Here is a 25,788-nt window from a genome sequence, read left to right on the forward strand (position 1 = left end):
AATCAATTAGTTAATAACACGTTGTACTGAATATATATCAGGTGTTTGCTTAATACGTTCCACTACTTTATGCAAATGCGAAATATTTGAAATCGATATCGTTAAATGAATCGTTGCCATTTTATCGCGATCCGCACGACCACTCACTGCTAGAATATTCGTTTTCGTTTCGCTAACAATTTGCATGATTTCATTTAAAATGCCTGGTCGATCGAAAGCTGAAACTTCAATATCGACAGGGTATTCTTTTCTCTCTGGAGTAAGTCCGTGTTCCCACTCTACTTCTATTAAACGCTCCTGCTCATCATCTACTTGAATATTCGGGCAGTCTGCACGGTGTACTGAAACACCTCTACCTTTTGTAATGAAGCCTACAATTTCATCTCCAGGAACTGGCGTACAACAACGTGAAAGTCGAATAAGCATATTGTCAATATCTTTTACGATAACACCCGATTCCGTATGTTTTTGCGGAATAGGGTTTTTCATTTTTTGTTCAATTTTCTCAAGTGCTTCTTCCTGTTCACGCTCTTTGCGGCGTTTTTCCGCTAGACGATTAGCAACTTGCTGAGCTGTAATTCCATTCATGCCGACAGCAGCATATAAATCTTCTTCATTTGTATAGTTAAATTTTTCGCATACACGCTTCAAATTTTCCGCTGACATTGTTTCTTTAACGTCAAAACCTTGTGCACGGATTTCCTTTTCTATCATCTCTTTGCCCTTGATGATATTTTCCTCACGAAGATGACGTTTGAAAAACTGCTTTATTTTATTTTTTGCCTGTGAGGATTGGGCTATTTTCAGCCAATCACGGCTCGGACCAAATGATTGCTTTGAAGTTAAAATTTCAATAATATCTCCCGTTTTTAACGGTGTATCAAGCGGCACCATTTTACCATTGATTTTTGCGCCAATTGTACGATTTCCAACTTCTGAATGCACACGGTATGCGAAGTCGATAGGTACAGAGCCTGCCGGTAATTCAATGACATCTCCTTCAGGTGTGAATACATAGACCATATCAGAGAATAAATCAAATTTTAAAGATTCCATAAATTCTTCAGCATTCGATGATTCGTTTTGGAATTCTAAAATTTCTCGGAACCACGTTAATTTTTGGTCGACATTTTGTTTTTCATTATCAACTTTTTTACCTTCCTTATATGCCCAATGCGCTGCAATCCCGTATTCTGCAATTTTATGCATTTCCTTCGTACGAATTTGTACTTCTAATGGATCACCATAAGGACCAATTACTGTCGTATGCAGGGATTGATATAGGTTTTGTTTTGGCATCGCAATATAATCTTTAAAGCGGCCAGGCATCGGCTTCCATAACGTATGCACAATCCCAAGTACGGCATAGCAATCTTTAATACTATCGACAAGTACACGAATGGCTAATAAATCATAAATCTCGTTGAATTGTTTCTTTTGTAACACCATCTTACGATAAATACTGTATATATGTTTTGGGCGACCATAAACATCCGCTTCAATCTCAACGTCTGTAAGCTGTGACTTCATCTCAGTCATGACATTGTCTAAATATGCTTCACGCTCATCACGTTTTTTCTTCATAAGACTGACAATGCGATAATATTGCTGGGGGTTTAAATAACGAAGTGCTGTATCCTCAAGCTCCCATTTAACAGTCGAAATCCCAAGACGATGCGCAAGTGGTGCAAAAATTTCAAGTGTTTCTTTAGAAATACGGCGTTGTTTTTCTGCAGGTAAATGCTTTAACGTGCGCATATTATGTAGACGGTCTGCCAGTTTAATTAAAATGACACGAATATCCTGCGCCATTGCTACAAACATTTTTCGATGATTTTCTGCTTGTTGCGCTTCTTTAGATAAATATTTAATTTTTCCAAGCTTTGTTACACCGTCTACAAGTATCGCAACCTCTTCGCCGAATTCACGAACTAAATCGTCGCGCGTAAAATCCGTATCCTCGACAACATCATGTAAAAAACCAGCCGCAACTGTTTCAGGATCCATTTGTAATTCAGCTAGAATACCAGCTACTTGCACTGGGTGAATAATATACGGTTCACCTGAGCTTCGGAATTGCTCAATATGGGCATCCCTTGCTAATTCATATGCTTTTTTCACGAATGCGACATTTTCATCATTCATGTAGGATTTGACTAACTCAAAAACGTCCTCGGGAGTCAAAATTTGCTCTTTCGCCATAACATGTCCACCTTGCTCGTCAAATTTTTCAGATTAGATATAAACTTAATTGTATAAAATTTAATGGGCTATTGTAAAGTAACTGTGTCATTTTGTTTAGTTATTCTCGTGAACATTGTGAAAAATGGAAAAATATACCCTAGAATGAATAAAAAGACCCTTTGCGAATTCTACATTTCGCAAAGGGTCTCTTTTCTCGTCCTAAAGTTAATTAGCTAAATTTATTATACGCTACAGCAATTTTTGAACCAACTACTGCATTATTTTTTACTAATGCAATATTGGCATCAAGACTTTTACCTTCTGTTAATTCTTTCACTTTTCCAAGTAAGAATGGTGTCACGTTTTTACCTTGAATACCGTTTTCTTCTGCTTCTGCTAGAGCTTTCTCAATGATTCCTGTAATGAATGCATTTTCAAGTGCTTCAGACTCTGGGATTGGGTTAGCAATGACCGCTCCACCTTTTAAGCCTAATTGCCATTTTGCACGTAGCATTTCTGCCACTTCCTCTGGCGTATCAATCTTGAAGTTTACATCAAAACCACTTTGACGTGTGTAGAATGCTGGCAGTTCATCTGTACCGTATCCAACAACTGGTACACCTTTTGTTTCAAGATATTCTAAAGTTAAACCAATATCTAAAATGGACTTAGCACCCGCACAAATTACAGCAACATTTGTTTGTGCTAATTCTTCTAAGTCTGCTGAAATATCCATTGTTGTTTCAGCACCACGGTGTACGCCACCGATACCACCAGTTACAAAAATTTCAATACCAGCTAGCTCCGCACAGATCATTGTTGCAGCTACAGTTGTTGCTCCTATTTTTTTTGATGCTAAAAGATAGCCTAAGTCACGACGAGATGCTTTTGCTACACCTTGTGCATTACCGAACATTTCAAGTTCTTCATCTGATAAACCAATTTTAATTTTACCATCGATTAATGCGATAGTTGCTGGTACTGCACCATTATCACGAATAATTTGTTCTACTTCACGTGCTGTTTGTACATTTTGTGGATATGGCATTCCGTGAGAAATAATTGTTGATTCTAATGCTACGATTGGTAAACCTTTCGCTTGTCCTGCTTTTACTTCTTCTGATAATACGATGAATTCTTTCATGTTGTTATTCCTCCATTTCACTGTTTAACAAATCAACTGATAGTTCAGGTCTTACGGTATATGGCGATGCAAGCGTATTTTTGGCATTTGTTAAACCTGCATCAACACATGTTGCAAAGGATTGGCCAGTAAGCCAGCTATGGATTACTGCACTGACAAAGGCGTCTCCTGCACCTGTCACATCTTCAATTTTTTCTATGGCTTTAGCTGCGAAATGACTTGGCTTCGTTGTAGTGGAAGCTGCATACACTCCCTTACTACCAGCTGTAATAATGACATGCTCAGCACCTAATGTAAGAAGTTGCTGTAAAGCCTTTTCATAATGCGTTGAGTTTTCGATTGTATGACCAACAATCGTCTCCGCTTCATCTGTGTTACAAATAAACCATGTTACACCTTGCAACGTATCTGGTAATCGATTCATTTTTGGCGAAGATACCGGCACGATGACAAATGGAATCTCACGGGCAATCGACACCTGCTGAATGTAAGCCACTGTTTCCTTTGGACAGTTTAAGTCCATAATAAAGCAGCCCGCATTCATCAGCATTGCCTCATGTTTTTTTAGCAAACTTGGCAATAAAAGATCATATACTTCCATATTTGCTACCGCTAATGCTAGCTCGCCCTGCTCATCCATAACCGCAGTATAGGAACCAGTCGAAGCGTCTGGTAGCTGCTCCACATAACGTAAATTCATAAATGGCTCTGACGCTTCTTGGATCACTTGCCAATCAGCATCTTTGCCGGCAGTAGTCAACAATGTTACTTGATGATTTAATCTACCTAAGTTTTCAGCAATGTTTCGTCCAACACCACCTACACTAAAAGAAGAGCTAGCAGGATTGGACGTACCGAATTGGACATTCCCCTTTACATGAAATTTTCGGTCAAGATTGGCTCCACCGATACAAATAATTTCATTTTCCTCAGGCAAAATATATGCACGACCTACAATTTTCCCCTGCTTCGTTAAGCTCGACACTAAATTAGCAAGGACTGGTCGAGATAGCTTCATCTTATCTGCCATCTCTTGCTGAGACATAAACGGATTCTGGCGAATTAATGCAAGGACCGCCTGTTCTCTTTCATTCATAGCATCACCTTTTATTATATTTGTTTACATTATAAACTTTTGTTTAGATGATGTCAAAAAAATTTTTCCATTTTAGATTTAAACAAAAAAGTTGAACCTTATAAATATCTTTTATTAATATCAATATATAAGCTGGAACTATTATAAATAGTGAATTCTATTTAATTTCACACATCATATGCTTAGAAATTAAAAGGCTAGAAGGGCTTGAATAAACTCGCTCTACCTAGCCTTTTTTTACCGCAAATGACCAATTATTAAAATGGACATTCAAGTCTATTTCTTAAACCTCTAAATATTAAAAGATATAGGTTGTTAAAGATAGTTGCTATTCAACGAATGGTGCAGTTTAGTTGAATAAGAGGTTTGTATCATTGGATTTGGTTACAATAGAAAGGCTTGAAAGCTTAAATAAGGTGCGTTAATGATGGGAAATTCACAGAATTTATATAAGGGAGTAACTCCAATGAAGGAAAAAATATTGAAGTATATAGATAGCAATTTCCCTAACCTAACTAGTGAATTACATTTAAGGTTTGAACTAGGAAAACCATATGAAAATGGAACTGAAGATAGATTCAATCAAGTTGTTACAAGAGTTACTACATTATTTGAAGAAGTGTTCAAGCCCGATGATTCTATTTATATTTATATATAAGATTGGGAAATTACCGAGGATATTATGTTTGGAAATACTACTCCTGAATATCTGTATGATCTATTATGTGACCAAAATTTAGAAGAGGAAACTTTATACGATATAGATGAGGATTATGATGAGGTCACGGGTCAAACAATAGAAGTTAAGAATGAATACAAAGTGAAATTTGTATACTCACAATTAAAGTCTGTACCCTACCAGGAAATACTTAAAGGTACAGGGAATTATGAACAAGGAAGAGAACCTTCTATTGGACAATCTGTGTATTTTATTAGTATTGATAAGGACTTAATATTTCATATGTATGATGATAGAGGTTGTTTAATACATTCTAAGGGTATTGAGAAATTGTTGCCTTTGTATCATACATATAATAATTGGCTAGTTGATTATTGGCGTTAATACTTTGATAGCATTTTCAAGAAGGTATAATCTTTTTTATTCGACAAACGGAGAGTGATTGTTTAATTAGAGCAATCGCTTGTTGTGCTAACGGTGCAGGATAGCTCAATAGTGGGCTAGAAATAATTCTTGACTTTGCCGTGAGGGGGAACTTTATTATAGGGGTACCATCGCGGATTTACAACGCTAAGCCCATTTTCCTGACGGTACCCCTTTATGCAGTTTTAATTTATTCCCATTCATCAGATTTTTGAAATCTTATTCTATCCTTATTTGTTGGAATCCCATTATTTACTTTTTCCCATATGCCATCTTTAAATATTTCGTATTGTTCAAAAGCAAAAAGCAATCCGTTTGCAGTAGCTATGTCACTACTATCCATAAGTTGAAAATGCAAATGCGGAGCAAAGGAATTACCGGAATGACCAACCCTACCAATAACTTCACCTTTTTTTACACGCTGACCAACTGAAACCTGAATGGACCCAGTTTGAAGATGGACTAATCCAGCATATACATTGTTGGGACATTCTATAATAATGTAGTTGCCAGCAACTGATTGTATGTCATCTTTCTTTGGGTCGAAATAATGAGCATTTTTATAAGCGTTAGACATATCTGAAAGCAATTTTGTACGTGTTCGTTCTTTATATCCATCCTCTGCTTGGACAACGATCCCGTCGCAAGGAGCATATACTTCTTGCCCCCAACAATAATATTCATCTAAAGGAACACCAAAAAGTAGATATTGCGCCAGACTAACGCGATAGGCAGGCCAGCCCTTTCTTTCCCAATCCACTTGAATAAAGTCAAAAGCATATCTTGATCCTAATTGGTTTGTGCCGTGACTCGGAATTTTTGTCCCTGGAGTGTTAGGAGAGTGCCATTCTCCTCTCAAAGGAAACTCTACGATTATTGGCTCACACGCATCAATCATCTCATATCCCTCCTCCGCCGATTCTTTACCTACATTATTGAAAATGACTAGTACTACAAGTACGATACTGATATATTACTGTTTTATAATACATTCACTTGTCTTTAATCTTACAGAGTAATTTGGTTCAACTTTTTAAATTGATTTTTGATTATCAAATATTGGCTTGATGAGGTGTTTGTTTTTTCACGATGATAACAAATAAACTTGCCAATGCACAGAACATCCCAGCAAGGAAAAAGGCCCAAGTATATGAATTAAAAAACTTGTAGATAAGGCCTCCACCATAAGCAGCAACTGCGGCTCCTGCTTGATGAGATGCAAAAATCCACCCATAAATAACGCCACTTTTATTTGTACCAAAAATTTGTCTAGAAATACTAATCGTTGGAGGTACTGTGGCAATCCAATCTAATCCATAAAATATTGTAAAAATTGTCAGTAAGGTAAGTGACCCTTGCATTAATGAATATGGGAGTAAAAGCAAAGATGCTCCTCTTAAAAGGTAATACCAAAACAATAACCATCGATTATCAAAACGGTCGGACAGCCATCCTGATAATGTGGTGCCAACAAGATTAAACACCCCCATAAAAGAAAGAAAAGATGCAGCGGTTACTAAAGGAACACCAAAACTAATACAGTAAGAAACAAAATGAGTACCAATCAACCCACTAGTTGAAAGTCCACAAATAAAAAAGCTTCCCGCTAGTAACCAAAATTCTTTCCTCTTTATAGCCTCAAATAAACCGTTAAAAGCAATACTAATGGGATTTTTCTTTTGATTCTCTTGTTGTATGTCTAACTCTTCTTCCATCCCATAAGGAAGAATTCCAATATCCTGTGGTTTATTTTTTATAAATATAGAAATAGTGATGAACATAATCATACTTAGCACGAGAATTAATACAATCGCCCATCGCCAAGAATAATACTCAATAATAATTGCCAATATAGGGAGAAGAATTAACTGCCCTGTTGCAGTACTTGCCGTTAAAATCCCTACTGCTAGCCCTCTACTTTTCACGAACCAATGATTGGCTACATAAGGACTTAACACCGTTAAAAAGAGACTCGCTCCTAAGCCAATAATACCGCCCCATATCATGATTAACTGCCATGATTGTGTCATAAAAAGAGTAAGCGACACACCTATTAATAATGTAGCCATCGCTCCTAGCATCATTTTCTTTAAACCAACTATTTCTAATAACGCCGCCATAAATGGACCTGAAAACCCATATATAAATAAACTCACTGCAAAAGCTAAAGCAATTAAAGATCGATCCCAATTAAATTCTTTTTCTAAGGAGTCTATAAAAACTCCTGAAGATGACAATGTAATTCCTGCAACAATAATTGAGAAAAAGGTTATAATTAAAATAATCCAGCTATAATGAATACGCTTCATCTTATCACCTTCATTTCTTGAAAGATTTTTTTGATGTATTAATTATATTTACGACCATTATATATGTATATGCATGTATTTTCGGAGTGAATACCTTTCCAAAATACATGTATATACATATACTTAATTTTAGGTACAACTTTTATTACTGTCAAGAAACATTTTCCAGCTTAAGAAAATAAATCAATAAGGCTACTATAATAGTGAACCAACTCGAAAAGGAGTACGGAGCAATGAAGAATATAGATTACACACATATATGTGTATGCGCAAACCTTCGAAAAAAATCAAGAGTCGTGACACAATTGTATGATAAATTACTACAGCCCACTGGCTTAAAAATTACACAATACTCAATGCTAGCAAATATCGATCATCAACAATCAGTTTCCATAAGTCGACTAGGTGAAATTTTGCTACTCGATCAAACAACCATTACTCGCAATATTAACTTGTTAAAACAAAATGGCTATGTGGATTTAACGAGAGATCCGCAAGATGCTCGAACAAAGGTCATTACACTAACTAAAAAAGGGATTGAAAAATTAAACGAGGCAGCTCCAATTTGGCAAGATATCCAAGAAAGAATTATCAATGATATTGGCATAGAGAAGTACGAGGATTTTTATGAAACATTGAAAACGATTCAAAAAATAATTCAATCTTATGATGAAGAATAAAGAAGACATAAATGACTTTTTAATTACCTTCGGCAAAGCGAGAGGGTGATTTTCGTTCCGACTGAGCGCTTTCCTGGGGGGCGTCCGATGAGCCGCTTCGCTTACGCTGCAGGGTCTCATCTGTGACGCTGATCCCCGAGGAGTCGCTCAATCTCCACTACAATCACCCATTTCACTAGCATTTATCTTCTGGCATGTTACTCTAATTAATAATAAAAAACGCCACAAAATTGTGACGCTTTTCTGCATTCTTTATAAAAAGAAACTAATCTTTATTAATATTGGATAAGTGTTTTAATGTCTAGGTCGCCAAGTTTTGCACGACCGTTTAGATCTGTTAACTCGATTAGGAATGCACAACCAACAACTTGACCACCTAATTGTTCAACTAAACGCACTGTCGCTTCAACTGTACCACCAGTCGCAAGTAAGTCATCACAGATTAATACTTTTTGACCTGGTTTAATTGCATCTTTGTGCATCGTTAACGTATCTTTACCGTACTCAAGACCGTAGTCAGCACTGATCACTTCACGTGGTAATTTTCCTGGCTTACGAACAGGGGCAAATCCAATTTCAAGTGCATAAGCAACTGGGCATCCGATAATGAAGCCACGAGCCTCAGGACCTACAATAATTTCAGCCCCTAATTCTTTTGCATAACTTACGATTTGATCTGTTGCATATTTGTATGCCTGACCGTTATCCATAATTGTAGTAATATCTTTGAAGCTGATACCTTCTTTCGGCCAGTTTTCAACCGTTGTTACATATTGCTTTAAATCCATGTTATTGTTCCTCCTACGAAACTTTTTCGTATATTAATGTAATCGTTCATCAAACCATTGTTTTAGTTCTATATAAGGGGCATACACAAGCTTTTGCTCCATTTCAATCTGTTCTGAACGCTGTTTGTAAGACGGTGCCTCTGTAAGTGCCTTTTTCGGTGCATCCACGTTGACAGTCGTCAGTCCACTCTCCATTTTAACAAAATCAAGCTCAAAAAACACCTGTGTCATAAATTTTAATGCATCTAATGGCCAGCCTGTATGCTTCGCCAATTCAGCCAAATGCATATTCAGTGGAAAAGCAGGGCGATTTTTTAAAAACTTATAATACCAGGAGAATTGCTCACGTGTAGGCAAACCACTGAAATACTGAGAATCAGGCATGTAAAAATGTGCATAAATTCGGGAAGGTGTTGTTTTTCGCAAGACATCTTCTAACAGTTGAACATTTTGCGGCAAATCTAGTAGCACGATATAATTGGTTTGTTCTACACTTGAAAGCGTAGGATCCACTACTAGGATTGGAACACCAATTAGAGATTGGTAATAGGTCACCGTCTCTGGACGGAAGGCAATGAATGTTGCCTCCTCTTTTGGGACCGTATTTAACCAGCGTGATGTTTGACGAATACCACGAATATCAAATAATTGCCACTCAGTCGTTTGGACATCCTCTATCATAAATTGTGCTTTTTTACGCCCTTGCCATTCGTTAATTTGTAAATCCCCAGTAAATGACACTTTTATTCCGTACGTTAACTCGTCGTGTAAATGTCCCTTATTGAAACCGACACTATCCAATTTTTCGTAGCCATCGGTCAATTCCATTTTTATATGATTTTCTGCTGCTCCAATTTTCCGCATGGAGGATATCTCCACATCTTCGAGCACATAAACAGGCTTCGGAAAATCCGTACCATATGGACCGAGCGTTGAAATTTCTTCAATGGCATCTGCTGAAATTTCATCCATTTTTAGTGGTATATCAATATTGAGTACAGGTGTTAATTGCTCTTCTGATAAACATGCTCTTGCTTGAGTATCTAAGCGTGATCTTAATTCATCAACATGCTCAATGGATAACGTCATCCCTGCTGCCATAGGATGCCCACCAAAATGAGGTAATATATCTCGATTCTTCGCTAGTTCATTAAATAAATGGAATCCTTCAATACTACGAGCTGAGCCTTTAGCTGTTCCTTTTTCATAGTCTAGTGACAGTACAATGGTTGGACGATAGTAAAGCTCTACAAGACGAGACGCGACAATCCCTACTACTCCAGCATTCCAGCCTTCTCCAGCAATCACTAAAACGAGTGAATCCCCGATTTTTTTATCTGATTCAATGAGAGCAATAGCCTCATCTGTAATACTCTTTACAATATCTTTGCGCTCACTATTACATGTATTAAGCTGTTTCGCCAATGCTGTTGCTTTAGCATTATCCTCGGCCATTAATAGCTTAACACCTGGTGCAGCTTCTCCAAGTCGACCAACTGCATTTAAGCGCGGCCCAAAGTAAAAACCGATTGTTTCTTCACTGATTTTACCTTGCTCTGCACTTGCTACTTCACACATCGCTTGTACCCAAGGGCTGAGTGAACGACGCATTTCTTCTATTCCTCGCTTTACTAGGTAGCGGTTTTCATCAACTAATGGTACTAAATCCGCTACTGTTCCAACGGCAACATATTCAATTAAATGCGTTGGCAGTTCCCCATATAGGGCATGTGCTAACTTAAACGCTACACCCACACCTGCAAGCTCGCCAAATGGATAATGTCCTTCTGGTATACGAGGATGTAAAATAATATCAGCAGGTGGTAATTCATCGCCTGGTTCATGGTGATCTGTAACGATAACATCCATGCCTAGTTCCTTTGCGACACGAATCGGTTCAATGCCCGAAATACCATTATCAACTGTAATAATTAGCTGAACACCCTCTTCATGTGCTTCACGAAATAGCGCCTCATTCGGTCCATAGCCGTGAATAAAACGATTCGGTATTTTAAACGAAACATCGGCACCGAGATCAAGTAACACATTCAGCATTACTGTCGTGCTAGTGACACCATATAGTGATAGGTAAGCCTTTGAAGTTATCTCTGGCTTTTCCCCCACTTCACACCGTGCGTGAGACTTTCACCTCACACGGCGTTCCATCGAATAGATTCAAAACTTTGGTAATCTACATAACTTAACAGAATTCACTTTTCTTATATTCTAATCGTCCAAATTAGATTGTTAATTTTTCTACTTCTAATTTCTCTCTTAGCGTATTTAACTTGTTTAAACTTTTCATGTTCGTAATTAGATGTTTATACTTTGAGATTGTTTCTTCATCTTTAGCATGTATTAAGATATGAATGTCTTTATCAACGAGGCAGAGGTTTTTGTATTCGTCAGTACCACCTTGCAATCGTGGTACTTTGTGATGACTGTGAAGCGTCATCGGGTTCAGTTCTTGCCCTGTTACATGGCATTTACCTCTTTGCGCACAGTATAATGCAATTCGATTGTCGTTGTATTCGACACTTCGTTGTGAAATCGGATGTTCCATTAAGAAACGAAGTACACCAACATCAATAGTAGAGAGGTTTTTATGAATTTCTTCTCTACCTTCTTTTGTATATGCATTTACTGCATTTCGTTTCATCATTGGACTTTTGTGTTTAATGTAGCCAATAGGTAGAAACGGTTCTCGTGATATAAATCTAAGTTGCTTGCTTTTTCCGTATTCTTTCTTGATGAAATCAGATGTGATAACACCCGTTTTCTTGATTCGCCGTTTCATTCGATGGTCTTTCAAACACGCGTTTACTTCATATGCGATGTTTCCCATATCCTCGGCTATCATTGTTGCTATACGGAAATATTGATGAAGTCCTATTACAGTTGAGTTATATAGAGCTATTTTTCTTGCTTGGTCATTTGAGCCACTATCATATCGAATACCATTAATAATTTCTTTTAGGTTATTCTTCGTGCGCTGTACTGCTTTGTCACACATATGGCTTTTCACAACCCATTTGTTTCCTTTTGGTATGAGTTTCATTTTCAACCCTAGAAATTCAGAATGGTCCTTTTTAAGATTCACGATTTTTGATTTGTCTTCACTAATTTCTAAACCTAGTCTATCTTTCAGCCATTTTTGAACCGCAATAAATAACTTTTTGGCATGGTTAGGATTACTACAAAAGATTTTGAAGTCATCTGCATAGCGAACAATGTAACATTCTTTCAGTTTAGATGATTTCTTTAACATCCTATATTTATAACTATTATGAGGATGTCTATTTTCTCCCTTACCACCATATTGCGTATAGTCTTTTAAAGTAGGGAATGTTTCCCATTGGCTTTCAGTCCAACGGTCAAGTTCATTAAGCACAATATTAGACAACAACGGAGATAAAATACCTCCTTGTGGTGTACCTTTTTCATTCTCAATAATTTGACCATCTGGCATTTTGACTTTGGCTTTTAGCATTTTTGAAATAATCGTGAGTAAATTTTTGTCTTGTATACCTAGTGTCCACATTTGTTTTAGCAACTTTGCATGTGAGACGCTATCGAAAAATCCCTTTATATCTATATCAATTACATACGACATTTTGGAATGTTGCATTAACCGATAACTTTGAGCAATCGCATTTTCTACTGAACGGTTTGGTCTAAATCCATGACTTCTACCAGAGAATTTTGCTTCTGCTATAGGCTCAAGAACTTGTAAAATACATTGTTGGACAACTCTATCCCAAATTGCAGGAATTCCTAAAGGTCTTACTTTACCATTAGGTTTTGGTATTTCAACTCGTCTAACTGCTTTCGGTTTGTAATCTTGTAATTTATTTCTAACATAACGAACGAATTGTTCTTCGGTTAGCTTCGAAACATGTTCGATTGTTCGACCATCTACGCCTGCAGTTTTACTGCCTGTATTTTTCTTGATATTACGATACGCTAACTTAATGTTTTCAGACGAACTGATAATCCCCATTAAGTTTTTAAAATTACTACCGCTTTTACTTTGGTCATATAGCATGTCAAAAGTTGACTGCATACTATAATATTCAGCATTTCTTAACTTGGACTTTTTAACATGTTGTGCGATTCGTGAATTTGCCACAGACATCAGCCCCTTTCTCAAGTGGTGATTCTATTAGTCATACTCGAATCTGTGTCTGTTATGCATTTATAAGTCTTTGAAACTTCCGACTAGAGCCTATCCCTCCACCGCTTATTATCACAGTTTCAAAGGTACTGTGGCTCCACTTTCACGAAAGGTTAATCAGTTTTAATAGGTTGCCCTTTATATACTGAACTGCTTCATAGGTCGGTTAATACCTCCACATCCTTCGCTTTCCACGTTCCGATTCCTCTATCCTTGCATATATCCTTAGGTTTCTCCTATAGTCCTGTATGCTTGAATTCGCCTGTAACGAATTATGGGGTTTCATAACTGCAGATTTTTACTCACCCACACATACGATGGCACTGCCACCTATTACATTTCTGTAACATCTACGTCTAGACCCGTACATTCAGAGATTCGTCAGTGCTTATGCAGCACATTCTAACCATAGATACTTTATGGACTCCCGGCATATAGGACACACCATCCACCGCTGGACAGCTTTCGTGTAAGTTACTAATCCAACTTACTTACGGTATCTCTCTGCCGACTTCACCGAGCTTCATACTTCACTATTTAACCTTAGCTAAAGCATGTCGGAGTATCAGAGTAGGCGTTTCAAGGCGTTACCCTATCATTCCACCTATCAAGAAATCAGTTCTCCTAGGGAAATTAAGCGACTCCCTAGTGTCTAAGCTTTTCACTTAGAAACGTGTCGCACCCGCGTCATAATCGCCAAATACTAGGATTTTCTCTCCGTTTTCAAGAGCTTGCTCTATACGTGCTACAGCTTCTGCCATTCCATGCATTAAAAACGGATCATGGATACTTGCTTCTGTCATATTTAATAAGCTCTCTGCATCAGCAGTTGTTTCGCAACCTCGTGCTGCTAAAATTTTTGCTGCAATCGCAGAAAGTTGTAGGTCATTTTGTAATGTTTGGACAAGCTTAGCGTCTGGGCGCTCTACCTGCCATCTCTTTTTCGATAGAATCATCTTTTCACTTCCTCACGAAAGCTATTATACCGAAAATCTAGCCTATCCGCACTATCCGTGAAAATGATAGTTTTACCTGTAAAGTTGTGGAAGTCCGTCGTCTTTTCTACTTATATCTAACAATCTTAAAAGAAAAAAGCCTACTCCATTAAAGAGTAGACTTCTGAAACAAACCTTTTGAGGCAGATACTAATGCCTCAATCTTCTCCAAATTACCTTCATGTAATGCTGTCACTATCGCACTACCAACGATTACACCATCACTAAGTGCCCCTATGCTTACCACCTGTTCGGGAGTTGAAATTCCAAAGCCCGCTAGTACTGGTATTTGGCTTGCTTCACGTAAGCGTGCAAAATGATTATTTAAATCATTAGCAAAACTTGTACGGGCTCCGGTGATTCCATTGACAGTTACAGCATAGACAAAGCCTTGACTGGCAGCCGCGATACGTGCAAGTCGCTCTGGCGGACTTGTTAACGATACAAGTTGTACGATGTCGATCCCATGTGGATTTAATGTATCACGTAAGATCGCACTTTCTTCAAGCGGTACATCAGGAACGATTAACCCTTTAACGCCCCCTGCCACGCAAGCATTAGCAAAAGCCTCTAACCCAAAAGCTAAAACAGGATTAAAATACGTCATGACAACTAACGGAACCTCAATTTCTTCTTTACATAAAGCTAATGCTTCTAGCACTTTACGTAATGTCACACCTTCTGCTAAAGCACGTTCACCTGCCTGCTCGATCGTCGGTCCATCTGCTACAGGATCTGTAAATGGTATACCAACTTCAATTGCTGTTACACCCATTTGCTGTAGCTTCAGAATTGTTGGCTTCAAAGTTTCCAGACCCCCATCACCCGCCATAATATAGGGTACAAATGCTTTATTACCAGCGATTTTCGTTTGTTCAATTGCCTGCTGTAGTGTCGTCATTACACATCTCCTCCTAATGCTTTTCGGACAGTATGAACATCCTTATCTCCTCGGCCGGATAAGCACACAACAATGATGTCATCTGTAGACATTGTCTTCGCGAGTTTTGCTGTATAAGCAATAGCATGAGAGCTTTCTAGTGCAGGTAGTATACCTTCTGTTCTACACAGTAACTGCAAGCCCTCAAGAGCTTCACTATCTGTAATCGAATCAAATTGAACACGCCCAATATCATGTAAATAACAATGCTCTGGACCTTTCCCTGGGTAATCTAGACCAGCTGAAATAGAATGTGCTTCCTGCACAAAGCCATTTTCATCTTGTAATAAATACATGTATGCACCGTGTAAAACTCCAAGCTGTCCACCGGCAATTGCTGCTGCATGCTTACCTGTCTCAATGCCACTGCCCGCAGCCTCTACTCCGTATAGTGCTACAGTGTTGTCATCGACAAAAGGATGGAACATACCAATTGCATTACTACCGCCGCCTATACAAGCAACGACTGCATCTGGTAAACGACCTTCCTTATTTAAAATTTGCTCTCTAGTTTCAACACCAATTACACGCTGGAAATCCCTTACGATTTTCGGGAATGGATGTGGCCCTAAAGCCGAGCCTAAAATATAATGAGTATCCTCAACATTTGTCACCCAGTAGCGCAGTGCTGCATTAACAGCATCCTTCAATGTTTTTGAACCTGTTTCTACAGATTCCACTTTTGTACCGAGTAACTCCATGCGAAACACATTCAACTGTTGGCGTTTGATATCCTCTGCCCCCATAAACACAACACAGTCAAGATTCAATAATGCGCATGCAGTTGCCGTTGCCACTCCATGTTGCCCTGCACCCGTTTCTGCTACTATTTTCTTTTTACCCATTCGTTTTGCAAGAAGCGCTTGACCAATTGCATTATTAATCTTATGGGCTCCAGTATGATTCAAATCTTCACGCTTTAAATAAACCTTCGCGCCCCCTAGCTCTTTTGTTAAATTTTCTGCGTAATACAACGGCGTTTCACGACCAACATATTGTTGTAAATAATAAGTTAATTCCTCAGTAAACGCTTGATCATTCATTGCCTCATCATAGGCCGTCTCTAATTCCAACAATGCTGTCATTAATGTTTCAGGAACAAATTGTCCTCCAAATTTTCCGTAACGCCCTTCCTTTGTAGGTACACTATTTGCAATTGAATTCGCCATTATGCTCTCCCCTTCTTTACTGCCTTTATAAATGCGGTTATTTTTGCTATGTCTTTTACTCCGTTTGTCTCCACACCGCTTGATACATCTACCATAAATGGCGATACAAGCGACACTGCTTCTTCAATATTTTCAGCTTGCAAACCACCTGCTAAAATTAACTTTTCACGCGGAATCCCTACCGTCTCTAGGCGGGTCCAATCAAACGTGTGACCACTGCCTCCTTTAAAATCTGTCCCTGGTGCATCAAATAAGTAGTAGTCTACACCGTAGTTAGCAGCCATCTGAACATCTTCAGCACCTCTCACGGACAAAGCTTTAATTGCTGGATAGCCTTGCTGACGAATAAACTCCGGAGACTCTTCCCCGTGGTATTGCACATAATCTAATGGCACACTTTCTATTGCTATGCGTAATTCCTCTGCGCTTGGATTGACAAAAACACCGATTTTCAAAACGCCCTCTGGCACATGTTTGGCTAATTGCTGTGCCTGTTCAACCGTCACTTGTCGTTTACTTGACGCAAAGACAAAACCAATGGCATCCGCTCCTGCCTCTACTGCTGCCTGCACATGCTGTTGTTCCTTCAGTCCACAAATTTTCACCTTCGTCATACAGATGCCCCCACCTTTTTTACCTGCAAACTTTTTAGAGCAGTACCTGCATCACCACTGCGCATTAATGACTCACCTACAAGAACGCCACTAGCTCCCATGGCCGCTACCGCTTCAGCGTCTTCTTCTGTCCAAATTCCACTTTCACTTATTAATACTCTCTCTTCTTCGAACGGAAAAGCTTCAGCAATTTCACGTGTTCGGTCTAAGCTCACTTCAAACGTACGTAAGTCTCGATTATTGACGCCAATTAGTTTGGCACCAACTGCAATCGCCCGCTCAAGCTCTTCGAGATCATGCACCTCCACTAATACCTCTAAATTTAAACTTGTTGCATAGCTATACAGATCACGTAATGCTTGATCTGTTAACGCGGCTACAATTAGTAAAATAATTGATGCACCTGATGCCTTCGCAAATCGAATTTGCACACGATCGATCATAAAATCCTTACAAAGAAGTGGTGTTTGGACAGCATTTGCAACTGCAGCCAAATCATCAAAGGAACCTTTAAAAAACGTTTTATCTGTTAAAACAGAAATGGCCGCTGCCCCTGCTTCTGCATAAATTTTTGCTTGTGCCACTGGATCTGCCCCTTCTGCGATTAACCCCTTCGAGGGGGAAGCACGCTTCATTTCAGAAATAACCTGTAATGTTTCAGCTTTTCGCAATCGCTCAAATAATGATGGACGCGGTTTTTCTGTAAAATTCGCTAATGGGTCGGGCTGTTCAAGTAAAGCACCAACTTCAATCTTTTTTTGTTCGAGAATTTTATTTAAGATATTCATTGTTGGACCTCCACTCCTTTAATATGCTCACTATAAGTAACGACTGCCTCTAATTTTTGAAGGGCGCGCCCGCTATAAATACTATCCTTCGCTATTTCTACACCTTCTTTAACGGTTTCAGCAATGCCATAGCTGAACAACCCAATACCAGCATTCAATAAAACGGTGTCAAAATAAGCACTTTGTTCACCAGCTAATAATGTACGCATAATAGCAGCATTTTCATCAGCATTACCTCCACGAATGGCCTCTATTGGTGCATAGTTGAGACCCGCTTCTTCTGCAGTTAATGAAAATGGAATTAAGTCTCCCTTATCTACTAAGACAAACGTATTTTGACCCGCTAATGACGCCTCATCTAAACCTAGTGGCCCAGAAACGACCATTGCACGTTCTCGCCCGAGCATTTGTAATACGGAAGCATACTCCATGACAAAATTAGGACGGTTTATGCCTGTAAATTGCGTCGATAAAGGCACTGGGTTCGTAAGAGGACCGACAAGATTAAAAATAGTTGGCTTGCCAAGTGCACGACGAACCTCCCCAATTCGCTTTAATTTCGGATGAACATTTGGAGCATATAAAAAGGCAATTCCTTCTTTCTCTAACAGGTCAACAGTTTGTCCAATGGAAATATTCGTATGAATCCCAAGTGCTTCCAAAACATCAGAGCTTCCTGATGACGAAGAAATTTTGCGATTGCCATGCTTCGCCATTTTGACACCTGCCCCCGCTAAAACAAAGGCGCAAGTTGTACTGATATTGAATGTATTAAGACCATCGCCACCAGTACCGCAATTATCCATATAGACCCCTTCGTTTGCTGGTACGTCTAATGCAAACGAACGCATAGTTGTAGCTAATGCCGCTACTTCATGTGCAGTTTCACCTTTGACCGATAATGCCGTTAAAAAGCTTGCAATTTGTTCCTTAGGTGTGTCATCTTGAAACATCCATTTTGCTGCCTGAAGCATTTCCTCATACATTAAATGCTCTCGTTGTTGTACTTTTTGACGAATACCTTCCATTAGTATGAACCTCCTTCTTTTTCAAGTAGCTGTAAAAATTCCTGTTCGTCCTTTTCTACTTGTTTTAAAACTTCCTCAACATTTGTGTATTTCGTCACCATTACAGTCGATTGCATTTGCATCGTTTCATTTTCTATGACTATGGATTTCCCTATTAAGGCAAAATCAAGATGACCGTTAAAACCAATAAACCCCAGAGCTCCTCTAAATATCCTAATAACTTGATCAGATTTTTCTAAATGATCTATTGCCTGACCCTTTGGAACACCTATTGATGTAAAGGATGGTAATGTCGTAGCTAATACATCAAGTGCATGAAGCATCGGTAATATTTGTCCCTCGACTCTCGATGTCATGTGTAATGCATGCTTGGAACGCTCAATTCTCATCGCCTCAATGACTTGAATGGAATCTCGGAAGCACACAGACTGTAGCTCTTGTTGCACGGCAGAAACAAGTACAGCATGTGACTCCCTAATATTTGTGTTTTCATTTAGCTTGCGTTCCTGCTCTAAATCTTCACCTTTTGTGGAACCTCTAGGAAATGTCCCCTCTGTTGGTGTTGCAATCACACGCTCACCCTTTACTCGAATTAAACTTTCAGGAGATGTCCCTAAGACAACATGATCGTCAAATTCTACATAATACATATAAGGAGCAGGATGTTTTTTACGCAATTGACGATATAAAGCGAAAGCATCTCCTTGTAAATTTGCTAAAAAATACTTTGATAACATAACCCTAGTAATATCTTCATCTAAAGTAGCTTTAATCGATGTAAGGGATGTTGCAAACTGTTCATTCGTAGTCGATTCAAAAGGTTCAAAGCTACATGCCGTATCCTCATTCTCTCTGCCTTTTAAAAGTTGCTCTGCCAAATCTTCTAAATTTGGTTCTTTTTTTTCCGCATCAATATTCGTATGAATCAAAGTAACCTCATCTGTTACATGATCAAACACAATAACTGTCTCATACACATGGAAATGCATATCTGGTAGATGCTCTTTATCCTGAGCAGTCGATAATATTGTTGTTGTACCATGACCAACATAGCCAACAGCTCCGCCTGAAAACGGGAATTGTGTCGTATTGGATATACGTGGCATTAACCTTTTCAATAAAACAAACATGTCGCCCTTATGTGTATAGGTGTTTCCAGTCTTATATGAATATTCCTGAATCTCATCTCCAAAGCCTTTATACGTTTTTCTTGGATTAGCACCAATAAAAGAAAAGCGTCCTGCTCCTTCATGCTGTGCTGAACTCTCCAGCAAAAATTTATGTTTCCCTTGAAGGCGTCTAAAAATTAAAATCGGTGTTAAAGAATCAGCATTAATGGTTTTCATTTTCGTTCTTGAATTCGTCGATTGCATAATTACCAAGCTCCTTTATTAAACTTCTTCACGTAAAACTTACAAAGGTATAGCTGCTAAATCGGTTTTTGTTGAATAAAAAGGATCATCAGCATAGCGTAGGGTTGATTTCCGTTCCGGTTGGGCGCTTTGTCGCTGACGCTTCGCTTTCGCGCAGAGCAGAGCTTCCTGGGGGCGTTCGATGAGCCGCTTCGCTTCGCTGCAGGGTCTCATCTGTAACGCTAATCCCCGAGGAGTCGCCCATCCTCCACTCCAATCAACTTATATGCATGGCGTACGTATCAACAAAATGTCACCCCTAATTTCTGATAATGAACAAAAATTTATTAGAAATCATTTGTATGGCATTTTACCAAATGTGGTATTGATTCCTGTTCCGACTGGGTGCTTTCTCGGGAAGTCGGGGCCAAAGATGTTTTTTGCGTAAAAGCGAAGCATTCATCCCCCCTGCAAATTAAAAACAACAAAAAAAGCCCCCTGCAAAAAGGATTTTTCCTAATTGCAGAGGACGATCATGACCGCGTTGCCACCTCATATTAGAGCGTATTCGCTCTCCCTTATGTGCTCAGCTTAGTTCATCAGTAAAATCGCCATATCTTTTGAGTTAATGACGAAAAGATTTTTCTTGTCTAAGTTAAAGCACCCCCCTTTAACGTGGGGAATCCGTTCGCTATTATAATTAGCGACTCTCATAAGTCCATTCACATAAGCTACAAACCAGTTTGCACCAACCACTGACTCTCTAAATTGCACACTTATGCTACTACTCTTATTCAACAATTTCTCAGCTATTCTCATCTAAACTCAGCTCATCTGTTCTAAGGCTGGCCTCGCTCCCGAGACCAACTACCTTGTACCGAACAAAAAAGTTAGCCTTATTTTATGCCAAACTATAAAAATTGTCAATCAATTCAGAGAAAAAGGAAAATGTTGAGAGGACTTTTGAAATTATATAATAGGAAAAACCACCTTCTTTATGCACCAATAAAAGGGAATTAAAATACCTACTTTTGAGAATTTATCAAGTATTGACCTTGTAAAAATATCAAGTTATAGTAAATTCAAACCATTGATTCTCTAATACATTAAAGAAGGTAGGAACGAATATGTCCGTTCGAAAAAAACTAAATTTAGGTTTTATTTCACTCATTTGTTTACTCTTATTATCAAGTATTATTGCATTTTTTCAATTTAAGTCGGTTGAGGGAGACATAGTAGAGGTACTTGATCACAGAATCGTGCAAATTCAATTAACAGAGGAAATACAGCAGCAGCTTGCCTCACAGGGGCTTTTTTTACGTTCCTATATTCTAAATAGTAAGGATGAGACGACAAAATCAAATTTAGAACGTTATGAAAAACTATTACCTGAAACAATTCAAGAGCTTTCAGGTATTGTTCGTTCCGATTACACAAAAAATATTTTGAAGCAAGTAACCGATTTACAACAAGATTTACTAACAAGTTCTGATAAAGCAGTGCAAGCATTTAATAGTGGAAATACAGATTTAGCCTTATCATACATAAATGGAGAAGTTACAAAAAGCAACAAAGAAATTTATACACTGACAAATGATTTATTAAATTATCATGACGAACAGCTGCAAAAGGTTAAAAGTAGTGTTGTCCAAACAGTTACTCGAGCTATTATTATTTCAATTGTCTTTCTTGTTATAAGTGCAATTGTTGGTTTATATTTTATGTATTTTGTAAAACGCTCCATCATTCAACCACTTCTTAAAGTGATTAATGCAGCCGATACGTTAGCACACGGTGACTTAACGATTGCTCAGCTTGAACATAACTCAAAAGATGAGATTGGTACACTTGCCACAGCAGTGAATGCGTTAAAACAGAATTTATCTGTACTACTTAAAAATGTTCAGGACAACGCTACACAATTATCTGCCGCTTCTGAAGAGCTTTCCGCTAGCACTGTGGAAGTGACAACAACTTCAAGCGACATCTCACATCGAGTACAAGACACGTCAAACCATCTAGCTTCATCTGCTAGTGCCTCTCAACAAAGTGCTCTAGCTATGGATGAAACAGCTACTGGTGTACAACGAATTGCTGAGGCTACTCAAAATTTGCATCATAATGCTATAAATATGACACAGCTTGCTAATACCGGCGGAAAAACTATTACTACTGCCAAAGAGCAGATGGATACAATTTCTGAGGCAACTACACGAATTGCCGATTTAACGCAAAAGCTAAGTAAGCAATCTGAAGAAATCGGGCAAATTACAAAAGTAATTACCGCTATTACTGAACAAACCAATTTACTGGCACTCAATGCTGCCATCGAAGCAGCACGAGCTGGTGAGCACGGCAAAGGCTTCGCCGTTGTAGCAGATGAAGTACGAAAGCTTGCTGAAGAATCCAATCAATCTGCTGGCCAAATTGTTGCCCTTACAACTGAAATTCAAACAGATACAAGAAATGTTGCCGCTGCTGTTCATGAAGGATTAACATCTGTCCAGGATGGAGTAGCAAAAATTCATGAAGCTGGTGATGCATTCGATTCTATTACAAAGTCTGTGCAAACATTTACTGATCAAATTGAAGATATTTCAGCTACTTCGGAACAAATCTCAGCGAGTGCTGAAGAGGTCGCTGCCTCTGTAACAGAAATTGCAAATAGTGCGAGTATTTCAGCGGGTAACTCACAAATCATTGCTGAAGCAGTAGAAGAGCAAGCTGCAACAATGCAGCAGGTGAATGAGGTAGCCGAGGAATTAAGCAACAACGCTCAGCAACTCCAAGCATTACTACTGCAATTTAAACTTTAAACTTAACAAAAAGAATCTGCTGCTTTCCAAAGAAAGCAAGCAGATTCTTTTTTTCATCAAAAAACAGGGAAAGAAATGTATCCTTCCCTGCTTCATTTAAAGACTTATGTTAAACAGTAGGCTCGTCAGTACCCCATTGTTTTTTCTCTTTTTTGTGTATTTGACCATCTGATTTTTTCATTTCACGAACTTTAAGTGAATACCAGATTTGTGCAGCAATACAAATTGAAGAATACATACCTGTGATTAAACCAACTAATAACGCGATTGAGAAGTTTTGAATCGATGGTGCACCTAAAATAAGAAGTGACACTGTAACGATAATAACCGTTAACACTGTGTTAACAGATCGACCCATTGTTTGACGAAGTGATTTGTTAACGATATCCGCTAACACTTCACGGTCTTTAATCGTATCATATCGATCTAAGTTTTCACGCATACGGTCAAACGTAACGATCGTATCGTTAATAGAATAACCGACAATTGTCAGTACAGCTGCAATGAACGTAATATCCACTTCTAAGCGCATAAAACTAAATACAGCAACAATTAAGAATACGTCATGTATTAACGAAACAATTGCCCCTACACCCATGCGCCATTCGAAACGAACCGCTACATAGATAACGATACCGATAGCCGCAAGAGATAATGCTTTAATCGCATTTTTCACAAGCTCTTTACCAACGGTTGGAGACACTGTACTTACTCCAGGTTCATGACCATATTTTTTGCCTGCTTCTTTTTTGAATTTTAAAATTTCTGCTTGCGTTAGATCATGTTTATAACGGATTACCGCAGAGTTGCTCTTTTCACCTGTCAAAACGATATCTTCTGATGAGAAGTCGATACTATCTAAGTATTTAGATACTTCTTCTTTAGTTAAAGTTTGATCCGCTTCAATTTGCACACGTGTACCACTAGAGAAATCAATACCAAGGTTTAAGCGGAAAATACCAAGAACCACTAAACCGGCTACTAAAATAGCTAATGAGAATGTATAGAATTTCTTACGGTTGTGTACAAAGTCAAAACGATCAAATTTCGTTGATAAATCTAATGTTCCGATATTTTCATCCAGGCTATGCTGTTTAGATTTTGGAATACCAAACCATGCTGGATTGTTGAAGTAGCCACTATTTACAAGTAATCCTTGTAATACACGAGAGCCCCAAACAGCTGTTACGAAGCTTAGTAAAATACTAATAATCAATGTTGTGGCAAACCCTTTAACAGAGCTTGTACCCCATTGGAATAATACAGCAGCTGCTAATAATGTAGTTAGCTGTGCATCGACAATTGCTGATAAAGACTCCTTCGAGCCAATTTTGAATGCTTGCTTAACCGAATAACCGACACGTAATTCCTCACGAATACGTTCTGCGGCAAGAATATTTGCATCTACCGCCATCCCTATACCAAGCACGATTGCTGCGATACCTGGAAGTGTTAACACTGCATTAATCCAATCGAATACAACGAGTACTAGGAAAGTGAAAATAGCAAGTGTAATGATGGAAATAAAGCCAGGCAAACGGTAGTAGAATAGCATAAATAAGAAAATTATTACTACGCCCACAATACCAGCGAAAATTGTACTTTTCAGTGCTTGGTCACCAAATTGTGCACCAACTGAAGTAGAATAAATTTCATTAAGCTTAACAGGAAGTGCCCCAGCATCTAAAATATCCGCTAAATTTTTCGTTTCTTCAACTGTGAAGTTCCCGCTAATCATAACATCTGTTGTATCTAATCTTTGGTTAACTGTTGCAGCAGATGCATAGCGAGGCTTCGCTTTTTGTGATTCAGCTTTATATGAATCAACACCTTCTTCAAAGTCTAACCATACAACGAGTAAATTTTGACCTGCTGGTTTAGCGGCAATTTTACTTGTGATATCAGCAAACTTTTTCGCATCCTTTAATGTTAGTGAAACAATTGGACGATTTTGCTGGTCAAAGGAACCTTTAGCGCCACCTGGCTTTAAGTCATTACCATCCAGCAATAAATTGTCATCGACATCACGGAATGTTAAATTTGCAGAAGTAGACAATAATTCACGTGCTGATTCTTGGTCTTCGACACCTGCTAATTGCACACGAATGCGGTTATTGTCTTCAACCTGAATGCTCGGCTCACTTACCCCGATAGCATTTACACGTTCACCAAGGGCTGTTGCTGTTGCAGTTAAAACTCCCGGTGTAATTTCTTCTCCCTTGTGTAATTCTTTCACCTCATAAAGAACCTCAAACCCGCCCTGTAAGTCAAGGCCTAGCTTAATGTCCTTTAAGACGCCGCCTACAGTCGTACCGATGGTTGCTACAAAAATAACCATTAATAGTACGAATGCAACTATACGACTTTTAAGTTTCATTTATAAATCCTCCTCGAATTGGTGTAAGGCAAGTCCTTACACTACAAACAAGCATAATAGCAAGTCCTTTTGAAACGTTTATTCCTCCTTTTCCTTTAGAATAATGTTGCCTGTGCTTCAAAAAGATTGCTCTACTTATTTCAATCGTTCATAACGCGCAAATTTATCCCTGTATTTGAATAGGTGTTTTGCCTCCAAATTTGGAAAAGATCTATTAGGAGGTTTTTGGTGA

Annotated in this window: 18 protein-coding genes, 1 pseudogene and 1 other annotated feature; of the genes and pseudogenes, 3 read left to right on the plus strand and 16 right to left on the minus strand. The window is 38.5% G+C overall.

Translation table 11 applies throughout. The annotated features are described in order from the left end of the window. Positions 1–6 precede the first annotated feature (6 nt). The 3 genes from ACQKN2_RS07040 to ACQKN2_RS07050 form a co-directional block, all read right to left on the minus strand. Positions 7–2,202, minus strand: coding sequence for a bifunctional (p)ppGpp synthetase/guanosine-3',5'-bis(diphosphate) 3'-pyrophosphohydrolase (locus ACQKN2_RS07040; protein WP_323647538.1), 2,196 nt, complete (start codon positions 2,200–2,202; stop codon positions 7–9). Between the two features lie 211 nt (positions 2,203–2,413). Then, a complete protein-coding gene (locus ACQKN2_RS07045) occupies positions 2,414–3,328 on the minus strand; it encodes a pseudouridine-5'-phosphate glycosidase (protein ID WP_427414346.1) in 915 nt (304 codons plus the stop codon). A 4-nt stretch (positions 3,329–3,332) separates the two neighbouring features. Further along, a complete protein-coding gene (locus ACQKN2_RS07050) occupies positions 3,333–4,424 on the minus strand; it encodes a carbohydrate kinase (protein WP_427414347.1) in 1,092 nt (363 codons plus the stop codon). Between the two features lie 466 nt (positions 4,425–4,890). Between ACQKN2_RS07050 and ACQKN2_RS07055 the strand changes: the two are divergent. Further along, positions 4,891–5,487: pseudogene (locus ACQKN2_RS07055) on the plus strand (DUF3885 domain-containing protein). Positions 5,488–5,716: 229 nt separating this feature from the next. Here ACQKN2_RS07055 and ACQKN2_RS07060 read toward each other — a convergent pair. Continuing rightward, positions 5,717–6,424, minus strand: coding sequence for a M23 family metallopeptidase (locus ACQKN2_RS07060; RefSeq protein ID WP_427414348.1), 708 nt, complete (start codon positions 6,422–6,424; stop codon positions 5,717–5,719). Between the two features lie 154 nt (positions 6,425–6,578). Next, the gene (locus tag ACQKN2_RS07065) at positions 6,579–7,835 is read right to left on the minus strand and encodes an MFS transporter (RefSeq protein ID WP_427414349.1); all 1,257 of its coding nucleotides are present in this window, start codon (positions 7,833–7,835) and stop codon (positions 6,579–6,581) included. Between the two features lie 233 nt (positions 7,836–8,068). On the opposite strand from ACQKN2_RS07065, the gene ACQKN2_RS07070 reads away from it, so the two are divergent. Continuing rightward, the gene (locus tag ACQKN2_RS07070; protein ID WP_323647548.1) at positions 8,069–8,515 is read left to right on the plus strand and encodes a MarR family winged helix-turn-helix transcriptional regulator; all 447 of its coding nucleotides are present in this window, start codon (positions 8,069–8,071) and stop codon (positions 8,513–8,515) included. 275 nt (positions 8,516–8,790) lie between these two features. Here ACQKN2_RS07070 and ACQKN2_RS07075 read toward each other — a convergent pair whose 3' ends face one another. The 10 genes from ACQKN2_RS07075 to ACQKN2_RS07120 all read right to left on the minus strand — a co-directional run bounded on the left by ACQKN2_RS07075 (position 8,791) and on the right by ACQKN2_RS07120 (position 20,384). Further along, on the minus strand, positions 8,791–9,303 hold the full coding sequence (locus ACQKN2_RS07075; protein WP_323647549.1) for an adenine phosphoribosyltransferase: 513 nt from the start codon (positions 9,301–9,303) through the stop codon (positions 8,791–8,793). Positions 9,304–9,336: 33 nt separating this feature from the next. Then, positions 9,337–11,427, minus strand: a complete 2,091-nt coding sequence (recJ, locus tag ACQKN2_RS07080) for a single-stranded-DNA-specific exonuclease RecJ (protein ID WP_427414350.1) — start codon at positions 11,425–11,427, stop codon at positions 9,337–9,339. A 115-nt stretch (positions 11,428–11,542) separates the two neighbouring features. Further along, positions 11,543–13,432: a group II intron reverse transcriptase/maturase gene (gene ltrA / locus ACQKN2_RS07085; protein ID WP_427414351.1), complete on the minus strand. Its 1,890-nt coding sequence runs from the start codon at positions 13,430–13,432 to the stop codon at positions 11,543–11,545. Between the two features lie 710 nt (positions 13,433–14,142). Continuing rightward, positions 14,143–14,433: a single-stranded DNA-binding protein gene (locus tag ACQKN2_RS07090; RefSeq protein WP_427414352.1), complete on the minus strand. Its 291-nt coding sequence runs from the start codon at positions 14,431–14,433 to the stop codon at positions 14,143–14,145. A gap of 148 nt (positions 14,434–14,581) precedes the next feature. Then, positions 14,582–15,373 carry a tryptophan synthase subunit alpha gene (trpA, locus tag ACQKN2_RS07095; protein ID WP_427414353.1) on the minus strand — a complete coding sequence of 264 codons (792 nt, stop codon included), beginning with the start codon at positions 15,371–15,373 and terminating at the stop codon, positions 14,582–14,584. Then, on the minus strand, positions 15,373–16,581 hold the full coding sequence (trpB, locus tag ACQKN2_RS07100) for a tryptophan synthase subunit beta (protein ID WP_427414354.1): 1,209 nt from the start codon (positions 16,579–16,581) through the stop codon (positions 15,373–15,375). The genes trpA and trpB overlap by 1 nt, the downstream gene beginning before the upstream one ends. Then, a complete protein-coding gene (locus ACQKN2_RS07105; RefSeq protein ID WP_427414355.1) occupies positions 16,581–17,195 on the minus strand; it encodes a phosphoribosylanthranilate isomerase in 615 nt (204 codons plus the stop codon). Before ACQKN2_RS07105 ends, trpB begins: the two co-directional genes overlap by 1 nt. Then, positions 17,192–17,983: an indole-3-glycerol phosphate synthase TrpC gene (trpC, locus tag ACQKN2_RS07110; RefSeq protein WP_427414356.1), complete on the minus strand. Its 792-nt coding sequence runs from the start codon at positions 17,981–17,983 to the stop codon at positions 17,192–17,194. The genes ACQKN2_RS07105 and trpC overlap by 4 nt, the downstream gene beginning before the upstream one ends. Then, positions 17,980–19,011, minus strand: coding sequence for an anthranilate phosphoribosyltransferase (gene trpD / locus ACQKN2_RS07115; protein WP_427414357.1), 1,032 nt, complete (start codon positions 19,009–19,011; stop codon positions 17,980–17,982). Before trpD ends, trpC begins: the two co-directional genes overlap by 4 nt. Then, positions 19,011–20,384, minus strand: a complete 1,374-nt coding sequence (locus ACQKN2_RS07120; protein ID WP_427414358.1) for a chorismate-binding protein — start codon at positions 20,382–20,384, stop codon at positions 19,011–19,013. Before ACQKN2_RS07120 ends, trpD begins: the two co-directional genes overlap by 1 nt. 501 nt (positions 20,385–20,885) lie before the next feature. Next, positions 20,886–21,170, minus strand: a binding site (T-box leader). Between the two features lie 320 nt (positions 21,171–21,490). Between ACQKN2_RS07120 and ACQKN2_RS07125 the strand changes: the two genes are divergently transcribed. Then, positions 21,491–23,179: a methyl-accepting chemotaxis protein gene (locus ACQKN2_RS07125; protein ID WP_427414359.1), complete on the plus strand. Its 1,689-nt coding sequence runs from the start codon at positions 21,491–21,493 to the stop codon at positions 23,177–23,179. A gap of 109 nt (positions 23,180–23,288) precedes the next feature. On the opposite strand, the gene secDF is transcribed toward ACQKN2_RS07125, so the two are convergent. Then, the gene (gene secDF, locus ACQKN2_RS07130) at positions 23,289–25,556 is read right to left on the minus strand and encodes a protein translocase subunit SecDF (protein WP_427414360.1); all 2,268 of its coding nucleotides are present in this window, start codon (positions 25,554–25,556) and stop codon (positions 23,289–23,291) included. Positions 25,557–25,788: the final 232 nt, after the last annotated feature.

The sequence above is a fragment of the Lysinibacillus sp. NPDC093688 genome (assembly GCF_050280145.1).
Classification (GTDB): Bacteria; Bacillota; Bacilli; order Bacillales_A; family Planococcaceae; genus Lysinibacillus; species Lysinibacillus xylanilyticus_B.